This is a genomic window from Microlunatus parietis, from assembly GCF_013407955.1.
Classification (GTDB): domain Bacteria; phylum Actinomycetota; class Actinomycetes; order Propionibacteriales; family Propionibacteriaceae; genus Microlunatus; species Microlunatus parietis.
In genome coordinates this window covers 3,250,444-3,264,998 of the sequence record NZ_JACCBU010000001.1, presented here as the reverse complement: position 1 = coordinate 3,264,998, position 14,555 = coordinate 3,250,444, and the positions used below count along the sequence as shown (strand labels likewise).

General features: G+C 69.7%; 18 protein-coding genes and 2 pseudogenes. 8 read left to right on the top strand and 12 right to left on the bottom strand.

Annotated elements, in window-relative coordinates:
• Window positions 1-14: 14 nt before the first annotated feature.
• The 4 genes and pseudogenes from BKA15_RS35580 to BKA15_RS15775 all read right to left on the bottom strand — a co-directional run bounded on the left by BKA15_RS35580 (window position 15) and on the right by BKA15_RS15775 (window position 1,679).
• Window positions 15-179 (bottom strand): SRPBCC family protein, encoded by a 165-nt coding sequence (locus BKA15_RS35580; RefSeq protein WP_246322355.1) that lies wholly within the window; start codon window positions 177-179, stop codon window positions 15-17.
• A gap of 103 nt (window positions 180-282) precedes the next feature.
• Window positions 283-498 (bottom strand): annotated as a pseudogene (locus tag BKA15_RS37295) (SRPBCC domain-containing protein); the annotation flags it as partial.
• Window positions 499-500: 2 nt separating this feature from the next.
• The gene (locus tag BKA15_RS15780) at window positions 501-860 is read right to left on the bottom strand and encodes an ArsR/SmtB family transcription factor (protein ID WP_218871355.1); all 360 of its coding nucleotides are present in this window, start codon (window positions 858-860) and stop codon (window positions 501-503) included.
• Between the two features lie 54 nt (window positions 861-914).
• The gene (locus BKA15_RS15775; RefSeq protein WP_179752303.1) at window positions 915-1,679 is read right to left on the bottom strand and encodes a GNAT family N-acetyltransferase; all 765 of its coding nucleotides are present in this window, start codon (window positions 1,677-1,679) and stop codon (window positions 915-917) included.
• A 109-nt stretch (window positions 1,680-1,788) separates the two neighbouring features.
• Between BKA15_RS15775 and BKA15_RS15770 the strand changes: the two genes are divergently transcribed.
• The 3 genes from BKA15_RS15770 to BKA15_RS15760 all read left to right on the top strand — a co-directional run bounded on the left by BKA15_RS15770 (window position 1,789) and on the right by BKA15_RS15760 (window position 4,189).
• A complete protein-coding gene (locus BKA15_RS15770; protein ID WP_179752301.1) occupies window positions 1,789-2,331 on the top strand; it encodes a dihydrofolate reductase family protein in 543 nt (180 codons plus the stop codon).
• Between the two features lie 45 nt (window positions 2,332-2,376).
• Window positions 2,377-3,144, top strand: coding sequence for an alpha/beta fold hydrolase (locus BKA15_RS15765; RefSeq protein WP_179752299.1), 768 nt, complete (start codon window positions 2,377-2,379; stop codon window positions 3,142-3,144).
• 82 nt (window positions 3,145-3,226) lie between these two features.
• Entirely contained in the window at window positions 3,227-4,189 is a 963-nt protein-coding gene (locus BKA15_RS15760) for an endonuclease/exonuclease/phosphatase family protein (protein WP_179752297.1), read from the top strand.
• Between the two features lie 24 nt (window positions 4,190-4,213).
• On the opposite strand, the gene BKA15_RS15755 is transcribed toward BKA15_RS15760, so the two are convergent.
• Window positions 4,214-4,714, bottom strand: coding sequence for an Lrp/AsnC family transcriptional regulator (locus BKA15_RS15755; protein WP_179752295.1), 501 nt, complete (start codon window positions 4,712-4,714; stop codon window positions 4,214-4,216).
• A 91-nt stretch (window positions 4,715-4,805) separates the two neighbouring features.
• Here BKA15_RS15755 and BKA15_RS35570 point away from each other — a divergent pair, with 91 nt between their 5' ends.
• The gene (locus tag BKA15_RS35570) at window positions 4,806-6,071 is read left to right on the top strand and encodes an MFS transporter (RefSeq protein WP_179752293.1); all 1,266 of its coding nucleotides are present in this window, start codon (window positions 4,806-4,808) and stop codon (window positions 6,069-6,071) included.
• Between the two features lie 32 nt (window positions 6,072-6,103).
• Here the strand turns inward: BKA15_RS35570 and BKA15_RS15745 are convergent, their stop codons facing one another.
• The 4 genes from BKA15_RS15745 to BKA15_RS15730 all read right to left on the bottom strand — a co-directional run bounded on the left by BKA15_RS15745 (window position 6,104) and on the right by BKA15_RS15730 (window position 8,424).
• The gene (locus tag BKA15_RS15745) at window positions 6,104-6,319 is read right to left on the bottom strand and encodes a hypothetical protein (protein WP_179752291.1); all 216 of its coding nucleotides are present in this window, start codon (window positions 6,317-6,319) and stop codon (window positions 6,104-6,106) included.
• Window positions 6,320-6,399: 80 nt separating this feature from the next.
• The gene (locus BKA15_RS15740) at window positions 6,400-7,101 is read right to left on the bottom strand and encodes a M15 family metallopeptidase (RefSeq protein ID WP_179752289.1); all 702 of its coding nucleotides are present in this window, start codon (window positions 7,099-7,101) and stop codon (window positions 6,400-6,402) included.
• Between the two features lie 65 nt (window positions 7,102-7,166).
• On the bottom strand, window positions 7,167-7,991 hold the full coding sequence (locus BKA15_RS15735; protein WP_179752288.1) for an LLM class flavin-dependent oxidoreductase: 825 nt from the start codon (window positions 7,989-7,991) through the stop codon (window positions 7,167-7,169).
• Between the two features lie 10 nt (window positions 7,992-8,001).
• Complete coding sequence (locus BKA15_RS15730; RefSeq protein WP_179752286.1) at window positions 8,002-8,424, bottom strand: MarR family winged helix-turn-helix transcriptional regulator; 423 nt, start codon at window positions 8,422-8,424, stop codon at window positions 8,002-8,004.
• A 208-nt stretch (window positions 8,425-8,632) separates the two neighbouring features.
• Between BKA15_RS15730 and BKA15_RS37290 the strand changes: the two are divergent.
• Window positions 8,633-8,815 (top strand): annotated as a pseudogene (locus tag BKA15_RS37290) (GNAT family N-acetyltransferase); the annotation flags it as partial.
• A gap of 79 nt (window positions 8,816-8,894) precedes the next feature.
• Here BKA15_RS37290 and BKA15_RS15720 read toward each other — a convergent pair.
• Together BKA15_RS15720 and BKA15_RS15715 are read right to left on the bottom strand one after the other, a co-directional pair.
• A complete protein-coding gene (locus BKA15_RS15720) occupies window positions 8,895-9,461 on the bottom strand; it encodes a cysteine dioxygenase family protein (protein ID WP_179752284.1) in 567 nt (188 codons plus the stop codon).
• Entirely contained in the window at window positions 9,458-10,108 is a 651-nt protein-coding gene (locus BKA15_RS15715; RefSeq protein WP_179752282.1) for a dihydrofolate reductase family protein, read from the bottom strand. The genes BKA15_RS15720 and BKA15_RS15715 overlap by 4 nt, the downstream gene beginning before the upstream one ends.
• A gap of 115 nt (window positions 10,109-10,223) precedes the next feature.
• Between BKA15_RS15715 and BKA15_RS15710 the strand changes: the two genes are divergently transcribed.
• The 3 genes from BKA15_RS15710 to BKA15_RS15700 all read left to right on the top strand — a co-directional run bounded on the left by BKA15_RS15710 (window position 10,224) and on the right by BKA15_RS15700 (window position 13,382).
• A complete protein-coding gene (locus BKA15_RS15710) occupies window positions 10,224-11,090 on the top strand; it encodes a LysR family transcriptional regulator (protein ID WP_179752280.1) in 867 nt (288 codons plus the stop codon).
• A 49-nt stretch (window positions 11,091-11,139) separates the two neighbouring features.
• Complete coding sequence (locus BKA15_RS15705; RefSeq protein WP_179752278.1) at window positions 11,140-12,036, top strand: MBL fold metallo-hydrolase; 897 nt, start codon at window positions 11,140-11,142, stop codon at window positions 12,034-12,036.
• 68 nt (window positions 12,037-12,104) lie between these two features.
• Complete coding sequence (locus BKA15_RS15700) at window positions 12,105-13,382, top strand: MFS transporter (RefSeq protein ID WP_179752276.1); 1,278 nt, start codon at window positions 12,105-12,107, stop codon at window positions 13,380-13,382.
• On the opposite strand, the gene BKA15_RS15695 is transcribed toward BKA15_RS15700, so the two are convergent.
• Window positions 13,363-14,547 (bottom strand): VOC family protein, encoded by a 1,185-nt coding sequence (locus tag BKA15_RS15695; RefSeq protein ID WP_179752274.1) that lies wholly within the window; start codon window positions 14,545-14,547, stop codon window positions 13,363-13,365. The two genes, BKA15_RS15700 and BKA15_RS15695, sit on opposite strands and share 20 nt — an antisense overlap.
• Between the last annotated feature and the right edge of the window lie 8 nt (window positions 14,548-14,555).

The window sequence follows — 14,555 nt, the reverse complement described above, 5'->3', positions numbered from 1 at the left end:
TGTGTTGATCATGATCATGAGTCGAGGCCGGCCAGCAGCTTGCCGATCGCGTCGAGCAGATCGGAAGTGCCGGACTCGCGGCCGGCGGCGGCATCCGGCCCGGGCCCGTGCACCCCGTCGAGATGGACGCCCTGCTCGGTGAACGTGAGCCGGGTCCCCGCATCGATCGGCTCGAACATGATCGTGGTGATCGACGTCGAGGCGTGGGGCCCCGTCGAGCCACATGTCGTAGCTGTAGACGATCCGTTCGTTCGGCACGATGTCGGTGTAGGTGGCACGGAACTGGGACAGCGGACCGTCCTCGCCGTGCCGGGCGTCATCGATCACGAGCCCGCCGACCCGGAAGTCGTCGCTGCGCTCGACGTAGACGAAATCGTCGCTGCCGAACCACTGCTGCTTGATCTCGGGGTCGGCGAACGCGGTCCACACGCGCTCGACCGGAACCGGGTACTCCCGCTCGAGCACGAAGGTGGCATGGGTCTGGGTGCGGTCGGTCATTGTCAGTCCTTCTGATCTTGTGATGTTCGGGTGAGGTAGTCGCCGAGCCGGTCGAGCCGGCTCTCCTGCGGGCGGCGCTGGGCCACGATCCAGGTGTTGGCCGGGACCAGTGCGTCGGGCACGAGTTGGTACGTCCGCACTCGGCCGACCTTCTCCGACGACACGATCCGCGCCTCCTCGAGCACCCGGAGGTGCTGGACGACGGTCGGCAACGCCATGGCGAACGGCTCGGCGAGCTGGCTGACCGAGGCCGGCCCGTGCACCAGCCGGGCGACCATCGCCCGGCGAGTGCCGTCAGCCAGCGCCCGGAACATCCGGTCGAGCTCGGCGTCTCCGCCGCCCTCCTCCGAATACTTAGCCATATGACTAAGTATTCGGGAATCGAGCGGGACGTGTCAAGCGCAGGAAGCGGTGACTCAGACCTTGAGCCGGACGACGACGTGGATCCAGGGACGTCGTTGATCACCGGTGAACTCGTCGAGCGCGGTCGGCTTGAAGCCGAGCTTCTCGTACATCGACAGCATGCCGGTGTGGTCCATGGTCTTGGTCGTGACTGCGCAGCCGTTCACCCGGCCGATGCCCGGGATGTCCTTGGTCGGCCAATGATCACGGAGATAGGCAGCGATCTCCGGCGATCGCCAACCGTGCGCCCGGCGCAGCTTCGTCAGCATCGGGTCGCGGTGCGGAAAGGCCGCCGGGGTCGCCTCGATCCAGCCGCCGCCGCGCTTCTTGATCGCCGCCACCGCCGCCGCGAGGGCGGTTCCGGCCACGCCGCGGCGTCGATGATCGATCCGGGTGAGCAGGCAGGTGATCCGCCAGTCCGAGGACGGATCGCGGGCGAACATGCGTTGCGGGATGGAGTCGTCGCGGGGGACCGGGACCTCGTCCGCCCGGCCGAAGTGGCACCAGCCGACCGGCTCCCCGTCCGCGTAGACCAGGATCCCGTGCGCAATCCCCTCGCGGACGAGCTTCGCCACCGCCGCCAGCTCGCCGGCCCGCCAGTCCTTGCCGGTGAAGCGCCGGCCCTGATCGCCCAAGGTCTCGGCCGGGCTCAGGTGCCGGCCGAAGAGATACAGCGCGCAGGCGCACCCGTTGACCTGCCAGAAGAACCGCTCGAAGTCGGGCAGGGTGCGCACCGAGAGCTCCCGGGTGGTGTAGGGACCTGTCTGCGACGTCGCCATCAGGTCAGTCTGCGCTGTCGTACAAGACATCCTGTGTCCGGTACGGACCGGACGGAGTCTTCGGTCCGGTACAAGACGGGCTGCTCAGCCGGGTGATTGACTCCGGCCCATGCGCAAACTGGTCGAATACGATCACCTCTCCATCGACGGGAAGATGTCCGGCGACGCCTGGTGGGCGGGCCAGCAGAACGTCGTCCCGAACGACAACCACTTCGCCTACCAGCGCGAGCTGCTGTCCTCGGCCGTCGGCCTTGTGCTGGGCCGGGCGACGTACGAGGGTTTCGCCGAGACCTGGCCGACCATGACCGGAGAGGTCGCCGACAAGATCAACTCGCTGCCCAAGCATGTAGCGTCGACGACGCTGACCGAGACCACCTGGAACGCCGAGGTGCTGGCCGGCGATCCGGTCGAGGCGGTCGCCAAGCTGAAGGAGGCCGGTGACGGCACCTTGATCAAGTACGGCAACGGTCCGTTCAGCCGGGCGCTGGTCGAGGCGGGCCTGCTGGACGAGCTGCATCTGAGCGTCTCCCCGTTCGTGGCCGGGTCCGGCGAGTCGCTGTTGTCCGGACTCGCCACGACCGCCGTCGAGTTGAAGAAGGTGACCGACCTCGGCAACGGCACGGTGGTGCTGGCCTACGCCTTGAGTGGTTAGCCTGCACTCCAGATATCCCTTCCACGGCAGACGAAAGGTAGCGACATGGCGCAGGGCGCGTACGCCTCGGTGAACGGCATCGATCTCTACTACGAGATCCTCGGCGAGGATCGACCGGGACCGCCGTTGATCATGCTGCACGGCGGCGCGCTCACGTTCCGGCTGAGCTTCGAGGCCCTGCTGCCGGCGCTGACCGCCGAGCGGAAGGTGATCGGCGTCGAGTTGCAGGGCCACGGGCACACGGCGGACAGCGATCGGCCGTTCTCCCTCCGGCAGTGCGCGGAGGACGTGATCGCGTTGCTTGATCAACTCGGTATCGAGCAGGCCGACTTCTTCGGCTACAGCCTGGGCGGGCTGGTCTCCACCGAGGTAGCCGTCCTGGCGCCCGGACGGGTCGGCCGGCTCGTGCTGGCCGCCTCGCACTTCGGTTCGACCCGCGGCAAGGCCTACTACCCCGAGATCACCGGGCTGGACCTGGAGTCGCCGCGGATGCCCACCGAGGAGGAGGGTGCGGCCATGATCAGCGCCTACCAGGAGGTGGCGCCGGATCCGGATGGCTTCTTCAGCTCCGTACCGAAGTATCAAGCTGCGGTGCACGACTACGAGGGATGGACCGACGAGCAGTTGGCCGGGCTGACCATGCCGATCTTGATCATCATCGGCGACACCGACTTCGTCCGGCTCGAGCACGCCGTGGAGATGAAGCAGGCAGTGCCGGACGCGCAGCTGGCGATCCTGCCGGGTACGAAGCACATGAAGGTCATCCGGCCGGACCTGGTGCTCCCCATGGTGACCGCGTTCCTGGGCCGGTAACCGACCGTTCTCGTGATCTTCCAGCAGCCTCCCGGTTCTCCGCGTAGCGTTGGTGCCAGGGCACGAGAGCGGGGAGGCAGCCATGGCTGTCACGGTGGGCACGTTCAATCTGAACAACCTCTTCGACCGGTGGAACTTCGACGGTGCGGTCGAGGCACTGGCCAAGGGCAGCAAGGAGATTCCGGCGACGTACGAGTTCGCGAGCGAGTCGGAGCGGCGGCTCCGGCTGGACTCCCGCGGCAAGTTGATCTTGGCCAAGAAGCCGGAGGACACGGCCCGAGTCGCGGAGCGGCTGCTGGCCGCCGACGTCGATGTCTGGATCGTGCAGGAGGTCGAGCACGCCGACGCGTTGAAGGAGTTCAACCGTGATCACCTGGCCGGCGCCTACCGGCATCTGATGGTGATCGACGGGAACGACTCGGCCCGGTTCATCGATGTCGGGATCCTGTCCCGGCGCCCGCTCGGCGGAGTGACCAGCTGGCAGCGGACGTTCCACCCCGACGATCCCTCCGGGCCGATCTTCTCCCGCGATCTGATCGAGGTCGAGATCCTGGACGCGCGCGGCCGGCGCCAGCTGACGGTCTTCGGCACTCACCTGAAGTCGAAGTTCGTCCCCTTCGACGACCCCGACCCCGTCGCGGCGGACCGGCGCAACGACCTGCTGCGGACCCGGCAGGCGGACATGATCGCCCGGATCGTGGCGGCCCGGACGAACAGCCGGCAGCGTTACCTGGTCTGCGGCGACATGAACGACACCCCGGACTCGGCCCCGCTGCAGCCGATCGCGTCGGCCGGCCTGATCAACGCCCTGGCGGAGCCGATCGAGATCGGGACGGTGAAGACCACGGTCGACCTGCCGGCCAGCCCGGCCTGGACCTCGACGTACAAGGAATCCGGCAAGCCGCGCACGTTCGATCTGATCGATCAGATCTGGCTGAGCCCGGCCCTCGCCTCGAAGCTGACCGGCGCGTTCATCGGCCGGCGGCGGAAGCTGAGCCGGGACGGCACCGATCACGATCCCGCCTGGGTCAGCTTCGATCTCTGACGGGCTCGACGGCGCGGACCAGGATCACCGCGCCCAGCCCTCGGCCGTGGTGATCGGCCGCTCGTCGTCGCGCCGCTCCACCGGACGTCCCTCGTACTGGGTGGACAACACGATGTGGGTCCGCATCTCGCCGTGGGCGCCCAGCTTCTCGATCAGCCCCTCGAGATCACCCAGCGACGACGCGCGGACCTTGAGCATGGTGCAGTGCTCGCCGGAGAGCTTGTGCACCTCCACCACCTCGGGGTAGTCCTCCGCCGACGTGGTGCGCAGCAGGCAGTCGGCCGGTCGGCAGCGCAGTTGCAGGAACGCGAGCAGCGGCTGCCCGGCCTTGGCGGGGTCGACCTTGGCGCCGTACCCGGCGATCACGCCGGCCGTCTCGAGGCGTCGTACGCGTTCGGCGATCGCCGGGGCGGACAGGTGAACCCGCCGCCCGAGTTCCTTGTACGACAGCCGCCCGTCGGCCTGCAGTTCGCCGAGGATGCGCCAGTCGGTTTCGTCCATCTCGGTCGACTGGAAAGTCTTCATCGCGAAATCCCTTTCGACTGGAATCCGGAGCGCCCGGTACACCGTTACTGTCTCATTCTCTTTGCAGCTTGACTTTTCTAGCGTAGTTCCCGTGACGAACTCGAGGGGACGACTGCGGGGCATCTGGGGATTCGCCGCGCTCGGCGGCCTGGCCCAATCACTCGCGGGCGCGGCGGGCGGACTGCTGGCCCGCGAACTGGGCGGCACCGAACTGATGGCCGGCCTGCCGGCGACGATGCTGACCCTGGGCGCCGCGGGCATGGCGGTCGTGTTGTCCCGGATCACCCGGCGACGGGGACGGCTGCCGGCCCTTCGGCTGGGCAGCATCCTGGCGGCCGTCGGCTGCGCCGCGGTCGTCGTCGGCGGCCTGCCGGGCGTCATGATCGGAAGCCTGCTGGTCGGCTCGGGCAACGCGGCGGTGATGCTGGCGCGGTACGCCGCCGCCGACCTGCGGCCCGCCGTGGCCCGAGCCCGGTCGATCGCCTCGGTGATGGTCATGATCACCGTCGGTGCGGTGGTCGGTCCCAATCTGCTCGCGCCCAGTGCGGCGATCGGGGTTCTGATCGGTGCTTCCGGCCTGGCCGGTGGGTACGTCGTCGCCGGCGTGATCTTCGTCGTCGCGGCCGTCGCGCTGGGACGGACCGGGTCGAGGCCGGCGGGTTCGGACCTGACGGCGGTGCGCCCGGCCGGCCGGTTGTCGGCGTCGGCTCGCAGCGCCGTCGTCGTCCTGGCAGTCAGCAATCTGGTGATGGTCGGCGTGATGACGATGGCGCCGCTGCACCTGGAGCACGGCGGCACCGGGCTGGCCGGCATCGGGCTTGTGGTGAGCCTGCACATCGCGGGCATGTTCGCGCCGGCGGTCGTCAGCGGCCGGATCACCGAGCGCCTGGGTGCGCGGCCGGCCGTGCTCGTCGCCCTGGCGCTGCTGGTCGGGGCGGGTGCCTGGGCGGCGCTGGCCGGTGCCGATCCCGTCCCGCTCGGCGGGGCCATGATCATGCTCGGAATCGGCTGGAATCTTGCCACCGTGGCCGGCAGCGATCTGCTCACCGCTGACGTACCGCCGCTGGAACGTCCGCAGCGGGAGGGCCTGGGCGAGCTCGGCATGGGTCTCGCGGCCGCGCTCGGCGGAGTCGGCTCCGGCGTCGTCATGCATCTGACGAGCTATCCGACCCTGGCCTGGCTGGGCGCCGGGCTACCCGCGCTGCTGCTGGCGGCGCTGTTCATCTGGAAACCCTCGACCGAGGAGATTGATCATGTTCGAACTGATGACCCCGGACCTGCCCCTTCAGCTGTACGCGGAGCTGGTGCGAACCAGGGAACAGGAGCGCCTTGCGCGTCGCCTGAGCCGGGAGCGTAAGGCGACCTCGCGCGCCGAGGATCGAGGTGTTCTCAGAAGGCGGGGTGGGGCGTTGCCGTGCCCGGAACGAACGGCTGAGGCCGCTTGCCCCGGCGGGTGAGCCGGGCGGCGAGGCGGGCGAGCCGCCGCTCCCGGAGGATGCTGCGGCCGAGCCGGTCCTGCCGGGCGATCTCGGCCAGCTCCGCGTGCCGGTGCTGCTGCACCGCGGAACCCAGCAGCGTCTCGTGGCCGGTCGTCGGTCCGTACATGATCATTCTCCTCGGTCGGGGAATCCGTTGTCGTTACCCCTATCGACCGAGCTCGGGGCCAGGACTCATCGGCCGGAGCGCTAGTTCATCCGAGGATCTTCCGTCGGGTCGTCGTAGCGGGCCGGACAGCCTCGGTCGTCGGCGTCGGGCCGCAACTCGTAGTGCCACGGTTCGTTGTCGTAGATCTGGCACAGCCCGTAGTCGGCGCCGTGCTCGGCCAGCCACATCGTCGCCTTCGCCGGACCAAGATCAACAGCGTCACCCGACACGTGCTGCGACTTCTCCGGTGTCGCTACCCAGCGACGGGCTTCCGCCTCCGAGCCGTACTTCTCGATCGCCTCCCGGAGCAGCTGGTTCTGGTACGCCGTGGACCGCCAGCCGCTGTTGACGACGAACTCGACGCCGTCCTGCTCGGCGTCACCGGCGGCCTCGCGCAGCGCCTCGAGCAGGGCCGGATCGAGCTTGCCCACGGCCGGGACCTTGTCGTCGAAGACCGTCGTGCCCTCCGGTACGGCACCGTCGGCGATGCCGAGCTTTCCCTTCCCCTGGGCCTGGCCGCGGGGCTGGCGCTGGTCCTTCGTCTGCGCCTTGGGTGGCGTCTTCGGCGTGGGCTTGGTCTCGGTCCCGGGGGTCGCCGAGGTGGCCCGGGCGGCCGGAAGGGGCGGGGCCGACTCGGTCGCCGGTGCCTGGCAGCCGAGGGTCCCGAGGAGGGCCGCGCCGGCGAAGGCCAGCGCCAGGGCGGTCGCTCGGGAACGACGTTCTGCGGGTCTGCTGGAGGGCATGCCCTCCAGTCAAGGCAATGTCCTGTTGCCGGTCCGTATGCGGTTTTCGATACGCCGACGATAGGTCAGGGCCGCTGCGGCCCGGCCCGGACCAGGGACCGCACGGCCTGGAGATCGAGCGGGTGCGGGTCCTGGTCGGTGAGGATCCAGGTCGCGCCGGCGTCGACGTACGGCGCGGGGTCGGTGCCGGCCTCGAGCGAGACCACGAAGTCGTACGGCGTCGTCGGGTCCTCGCGCAGTGCGGTGATGGCGCCGACCGCCTCGCCGAGCTCGTCCGGGTGCTGCAGATTGACCGGGAAGAACCCCTCGTGCCGGGCCGCCCGGCGGCGTGGCCGGACCTTGCCCGGGAACCCGGCGACCCAGACCGGGATGGTGCCCTGCACCGGCCGAGGAAGGAAGTCCAGCTCGTCCACCGTGTAGTGATCACCGCGGTGGACGACCCGCTCGCCGGACCAGGCCCGCCGCAGGATCGTCAGCGACTCGTCGAGCATCGCGGCCCGGGTCGGCTCGTCGGCCACCTCGCCGGTCCGGGAGTACTCGTCGCCGAAGCGGTCGCTGCCGACCCCGACACCCAGGATCAGCCGACCGTCGCTGAGCAGGTCGAGGGCCGCGGTCTCCCGGGCCACCAGCGTCGGCCGCCGTCTCGCCAGCGGCGTCACCATCGGGCCGATCCGGACCCGCTCGGTCGCGGCGGCGACGGCGGCCAGCGTGATCCACGGGTCGAGGGCGGCCCGCACCGGAGCCCGCCAATGGGTGTGGTCCCAGACGAAGAATCCGTCCCAGCCGGCCTGTTCGGCCTCGACGGCGAGCTCGACCACCAGCCGCGGGTCGGCCAGGGCGTCGAAGAGCGGCAGCCAGATCCCGAAGTTGATCTTGGGCGGAGTCGTCATACCCGGCAGGTTACGTCAGCGTGGCTCCGATCCTCTTGAGCGTCCTGGCGAGCCGGGCGTGCGCCGGCGCGGAGAGGTCGCGCGTGAGTTCCTTGTCGAGCTCGATCGCCGCCTGTACCGCGTTGCGCAGCAGTGCCTCCCCGATCGGAGTGAGGACCAGGAACTGCCGGCGTCGGTCGTCGGTATCCCTCTCCCGCACGATCGCCCCCAGCCGCTCGAGGTCGTCGGCCAGCCGCACCACGCTGCCCGAGGTCATGCCAAGATCCGCTGCGTACTCGTTCTGGGGCGCGCGTTCCGCAACCCTGATCGCCGTGAGCAGACGGACGTGCAGAGGGCGTAATCCCAACCGCGCGAGCCGGTCCGCGTACCGGTCACCCGCGGCGCGGCCGAGTCGCATCAGGTGAAAACCGAGCGTGTCGGGGAGGTCGGTCACGGGACGACCCTAGATTCCTCGACTCAACTGCAAGCTTTCGCCGACTGTCGGGACGGCACGCCGCGGGCAGGAGATCTCAACCCTGCATCGGTGGTTGAAAAGCTGCGGTGGATCCTGAACCGGCGACAACAGGTGGCCCTCGAACCAGGCCCCGACTCTACGTCGCAGGTTGGTGCACGACTGTGCGAAACCTGGTTGCGCGCGGGCGATGGGCTTGCCACGGTGGCGTCATGATCACGCTCCGGACGGCGACGCGGGCCGATCTTCCCGTCAGGGCCAGAGGATCGGCACGTCGTTGATCATCGAGCTGATCGAGGAGGCCCGGGCGACCGGACGGCCGCTGCACCTCATCGTCGACAAGATCAACACCGGTGCCCGCCGGCTGTACGAACGGCTCGGCTTCGGCCTGGAGGCCGAGGAGGAGCAGGAACTCCGTCTCGTGATCAGGCCGACGTCCGTGCCGTACGACACTAGGCGGGGACCGGGTCCCAGCCGGAGGCGAACCAGGTCACCGCACCCGTCGCCGGGTCGTAGCGCCGGCGCTGGATCGTCCCGATGTTGCCGCCGTAGACATGGATCCCGATGGTCGGTACGTCGCCCTCGGCCACCACCGCGTGCACGTCGTCGTCGGTGGTGCAGCAGATCGTCACCTGGCCGGCCCGCCAGCGGGTCTCGCCGGCCGGCGTCAGCGGCGCGGCCGGCGCGGTGGCGGACGGCTTCAGAAAGCGGACCTCGTGCTCGATGCCGGAGTAGATGCCGACGACGCCCCAGGTCTCGTGGCCGTGCACCGGGGTGCGTTGATCAACATCCCAGACCACCGAGGCCAGGCACCAGCTGTCGTCCGGTGCGATGTAGAGCGGATAGGTCATGTTGTGGTCCGGCGACGGCCGGGTGCACTCGTCCGGCAGCCGGTAGCCGTCGGTCAGCAGTTCGGCCATCAGCGGGGAGATCCGCGCCGTGAGTTCGTACTGATCATCGGTGTCGGCAACCACTCGGTCGACGTCCTCGATGAACCGCCGCAGTCGCTTGGTGATCATGATCCGCTCCGGGTCACCCGGTACTTCAGGTGGGTCACGCCCGGTGCCTCGACGGCCCGGACCTGTTCCAGCTCGATGCCCTGGACGTTTGCGTCGAAGATCCGGGAACCGCCGCCGAGCAGCCGCGGGACGACATGGAGCTCGAGTTCGTCGAGCAGGCCCGCAGCCAGGTACTCGCCGATGATCTGGCCGCCGCCCCAGAGCTTGACGTCCTTCCCGCCGGCGGACCGCTTCGCCTGCCCCAGCGCGGCTTCGATGCCCTCGGTGACGAAGTGGTACGTCGTCCCGCCCGCCATCTCGACCGGCTTCCGCGGGTGATGCGTGACCACGTACACGTCGTGGTGGTAGGGCGGGTTGTCGCCCCACCAGCCGGTCCAGGTGTCGTTCCAGGCCCCACCGCCGATCGGGCCGAACATGTTCCGGCCCATGATGCTGGCGCCGATGTTCGCCTGCGCCTCCTCCATCACCGGGGTGCTCGCGTTTACCTCTCCGCCCTCCTTGTCGTGACCCTCCCGGAACGCGGCCAGTGGCACGACCCAGTCGTGCAACTCCTCGCCTCCCACGCCGAGCGGGTCCTGCTCGCTCTGCTCCGGGCCGGCGACGTAGCCGTCCAGCGAGATCGAGATGTCGCACCTGAGCTTGCTCATCGTTGTCCCCTCACGCCTCGGCGCCGTCGTTCGGTGCCCTTGCCAAAAGCATCGACCGGATCGAAGATGACGTCTAATGCCTATTCTTCGACGAACTCATCAAGGTCTTTGATCTATGTTCAACCTGACTCATCTCAAGGTGCTGGCGGCGGTGGCGCGGAACGGTTCCGTCACCGAAGCCGCCCGCGAACTGCACTACTCGCAGCCCTCCGCCAGCCATCACCTGTCCCGGCTGGAGGCGGCCACCGGGGTCAAGCTGGTCCAGCGGGTCGGCCGCGGAATCCGGCTGACACCGGAGGGGCAACTGCTGGCGAACCGCGCGATCGAGATCATCGGCCGGATCGACGCGGCCGCGACCGAGCTCGCGGCGCAGGCCGAACTGCGGACCGGCCGGGTCCGGCTCGCCGCCAACGCCTCCGTGCTGAGCACGATCGTGCCGAAGGCGGCCGCCGTGCTCGCCGAGTCCCATCCCGGTCTCGAGCTTCAGGTGATCGAACGGCACCCGGTCGAGGCGTTGCAGCAGTTGCGGGAGGGCGAGATCGACGCCGCGCTCGTCTTCCGCCACGCGCACTCGCCGCTCGCCGACGAGGAGTTCCGGCTGGTCCCGGTCGGCAGTGATCAGATTCACCTGCTCAGCCGGCAGCCCGACGACAGCGTCGAGAACCATCGCGAGTCGGCCTGGATCGGTGGCTGCGAACGCTGCCAGAACGAGTTGACCGCGATCTGCGCGCAGCAGGGGTTCACACCGCGGATCCAGTCGATGAGCGACGACATCGTGGTGGTCCAGGCGCTGGTCGCGGCGGGCGTCGGTGTCGCGATCATTCCCGGGTACGCCCTCCAGGCCCATCACCGGCCCGGCGTGCAGGCCACCGCCATCCCGGAGGCGATCCGGCACATCCACGTCGCCACCTACGGCGATCCGCCAGACCCGCCGGCCACGACGGCGCTGATCCGGGCGATCAAGGAAGCCGTCGCGGTCTGATCTTCGTACCGGACTGAGGATGTCCGGTATCCCTTGCCACACTGGCCCGATGGGACAACGAACGTCACCGAACGTGGAGATCGTCGATCTGGCGCCGGGGCTGTGGCTCTGGCGTCTGGAGCATCCGTCCTGGAGCGAGGGCCACGACTGGCCGGAGGTGGTGACAAGCGTCTGCGCCGACGCCGGCGAGGAACGCTTGGTGATCGACCCGCTGCTGCCGCCGGAGAGTGCGACCGTGGTCTGGGATCGGCTCGCCGCCCGGCCGCCGACCGCGGTCGCGGTCCTGCTCGGTGATCATCTTCGCGAGACCTGGGACGACCGGAGCCGGTGGAGCAGCGACGTGCTGGCCGACCGTTTCGGCAGCCGCGTGTTCGGGCCGAACGCCTTCGACCCCGACATGATCGAGAACGTCGGTCCCGCGGTCGCCGAGGTGAACCAGATCATTCCGGGCCGGGAACTGCCGGGCGGCGTGCTCCCGTTCCGCGACGTCCGGGGCTGGCACGAGACGCCGCTCTTCCTTCCGGAGCAGGGAACCCTGGTCTTCGGCGACGGGATGACCGAGCGCGACGGGGCGCTGCGGGTCTGGATGTCTCCGACGCACGAGGAGCGTGCCCTGCCCGATCTGCGCGCCATGCTCGACCTGCCGTTCGAGCGGGTGATCATCTCCCACGGCGAACCCGTCCACACCAGGGCGGAGTTCGAGCAGGCCCTGGAGCGTCCACCCTGGCCCGCCTCGTCCCTGCACATCGCGGCCTGGCGCGGTGATCTTGATCAGGTACGCAAGCTGGTCGAGCGCGGCGCCGACCTGACCGCCCGCTCCGACACCGGTCACGAAACCCCGGTGGAATGGGCCGTCAATGCGACCCGGAACGACTGGTCCCGCCAGCCCGGTCACGACGACGTGATCGCCTACCTGCGCGCGGCGATGGCGGCGAACGGGGTATAAAGGGAAGCGACAACAGCACAGCACCATGTTCAGGGACTGAGGTGGGCGAACCCAGGTGAGGTCTGCCCATGATCAACTCGTCCCGGGTGGCTGCTGCCAGCCCCCGTCGCAACATCAACCGGCTGTGGTTCGCCCAGTCGGTCTCGCTGGTGGGACTCCAGACCGGTTCGGTCGCGGTTCCCTTGCTGGCCGTGGATGTGCTGCAGGCCAGCGCGTCCCAGGTCGCTCTGATCGGCACCCTGTCGAGCGCCCCGTGGCTCGTCGCGCCCGTGATCGGGACACTGTTCGACCGGGCGAACCGGAAGCGACTGCTCGTCGTCTCCCATCTCGCGCGGGGCCTGCTCTGGCTCAGCATCCCGGCGGCCTACCTGCTCGGTGTCCTGACGCTGCAGCAGGTGTGGCTGGTTGCCGGTCTGGTCGGCCTGCTCGGCGTCGTGTTCGTCATCGGCTACCGGACGTTCCTGCCGACGATCGTGGCCAAGGCGGAACTCGGTGCTGCGAACGGGAAGATGGCCGGCACCGACGCCGTCGCGCGCGCCACCGGACCAGCCGCCGCCGGGTTTCTGGTCCAGACCCTCGGCTCCGCGTGGACGATCTTGATCCAGACGGCGACCTCGTGGGCGGCGGCTGGGGCGACCGTCGCCATCCGGCCCGGGTCGGCGGCGCCGTCCCGGGCCCGGCGCGAGGGACGGTCGGGCCGGCTCGCCGAGTGGTGGCGGAGCGTGATCGACGGCTTCCGCTGCCTCCACCGGATCAGGCCCTTGCGGTGGCTGACCCTGGCCGACACGGCCTATCTGTTCTGCTTCGACGTCTGTTTCGCCGTCGTCGTGGTGTTCTTCCGGGAGTCGCTCGGGATCAGTGCGGTCATGATCGGGGTGATCTTCTCGGTCGGCAGTCTGGGCGGCATCGTCGGCGCCGCGCTGGCCCATCGGCTGCGCGTCCGGGCCGGCTTCGATGTGATGATCAAGGTAGCCGCAGTGCTGCGCGGCGCCGGACTGATCGCCCTGCCCCTCGGTCTGCTGGTGCCCGGCGGTGCCGTCCTCGCGGTCCTCGTCGCCGGCCGGGCGATCAATGCCTGCGCCTGGAGCGTGTACGAGGTGCTGTCCGACACGTACCAGCAGACCGTCCTGCCCGATGATCACCGGGGCAGCGCCACGGCAGCGAGTCTGTGGCTGGGCAACGGTGCTGCGACGCTCGGAGCCACGACCGCGGCGGTGCTGGCCGCCGTCGTCGACGTCGCCGTCCTGCTCGCCGTGGCGGGGATCGGGGCCGTGGCCGCGGGCCTGATCAGTTTCCTGGTGGACACCGGAGGGCGCGGCGAGCGGATCAGTGACGAGCGACGATGATCAACTCGTTGCCCTCCGGGTCGGCGACGACGTGCCGGTCGCCGTCGCCGCTCAGCAGGCGTCCGCCGGCTCCGAGCGCGGTCTCGAGGCGGGCCGTGGCCCGGTCGTGCGGCACCTGGAGTTCGAGCCGGATCCGGTTGCGCTGCCGCCGCCGTTCGTGGTCGTCCCGGTCGAGGTCCTGGAAGAAGATCACCGGCAGCAGCCGGCGCGGGTCGTAGCGGTCGGTCAGCCAGTCCCGGTGATCGGCCTGAAGACCCAGCGTCGTGGCCCAGAACCCTTGCACAGCGGGGATGTCGATCGCGTCGACGCCGAACTGGACGAACCTGAGCCGGCTCGGATCGGCGGTGAGGCCGAGCCGTCGCGCCGCGTCCTGGACCTGGCCGGCGAGTTCGGTGAACCGCTCGGGGTCCTCCTCCCAGCCGTCCTTGCCGCTGTCGATCGTGACCCCGTCGTGGCGGAGGTCGATCAGCAGCGGGATCGCTGCGTGGTGGGCGAGGGCGACCGTTGCCGCCGCGAGCTCGGCCGCCGTCGTGGCCGACGTGACCGGATAGTGCACCATGGCGCCGAACACGGTGTGCCAGTCGGCGGTGTCCGGGCCGGCCGGCAGCCGCCCGCCGGGCACCAGGTCGATCTCGTTGCCCTCGGTGTCGGCGAGGGTGACCCCGAAGGCACCGTACGGTTCGCGACGGAGTTCGGTCCGGACCGCTGACACGGCGGCGGGCGGGCGGACCACGTCGACGTGAATCCGGTTCCGCAGCGGACGCGGCTCGGTCAGCTCGCCGACCATGATCATCGGGTCGCGCCGGGACGGGTCGATCAGCCCGGAGCCGTCCGCTCGGTAGCCGAACACCGTCTGCCAGAAGGCGCGGACCGCGGCGGGCTCGGTGGCGGCGACCTGGACCCGCAGCGAGGACAGTCCGGTCGGGTCCGCAGTGAGGTCCAGATCCCGGGCGGCGGCGGAGATCGCCTCCGCGAGGTCCGGCTCGGCGGCGGCCACCGTGACCCGTACCCCCTGCGGTCGCACCTCCAGCGCGGGCATCCGGGTGGCCTGGCTGAGCCCGGCGATCCGCCGCACCAGTTCCACCCCGGCCGGCGGCGACGGTGCCTCGAACCAGGCCGTGCAGCCGTTGGCGAGCGGGCGCCAGTCACTCGTGATCATGGTCATGAGTCGAC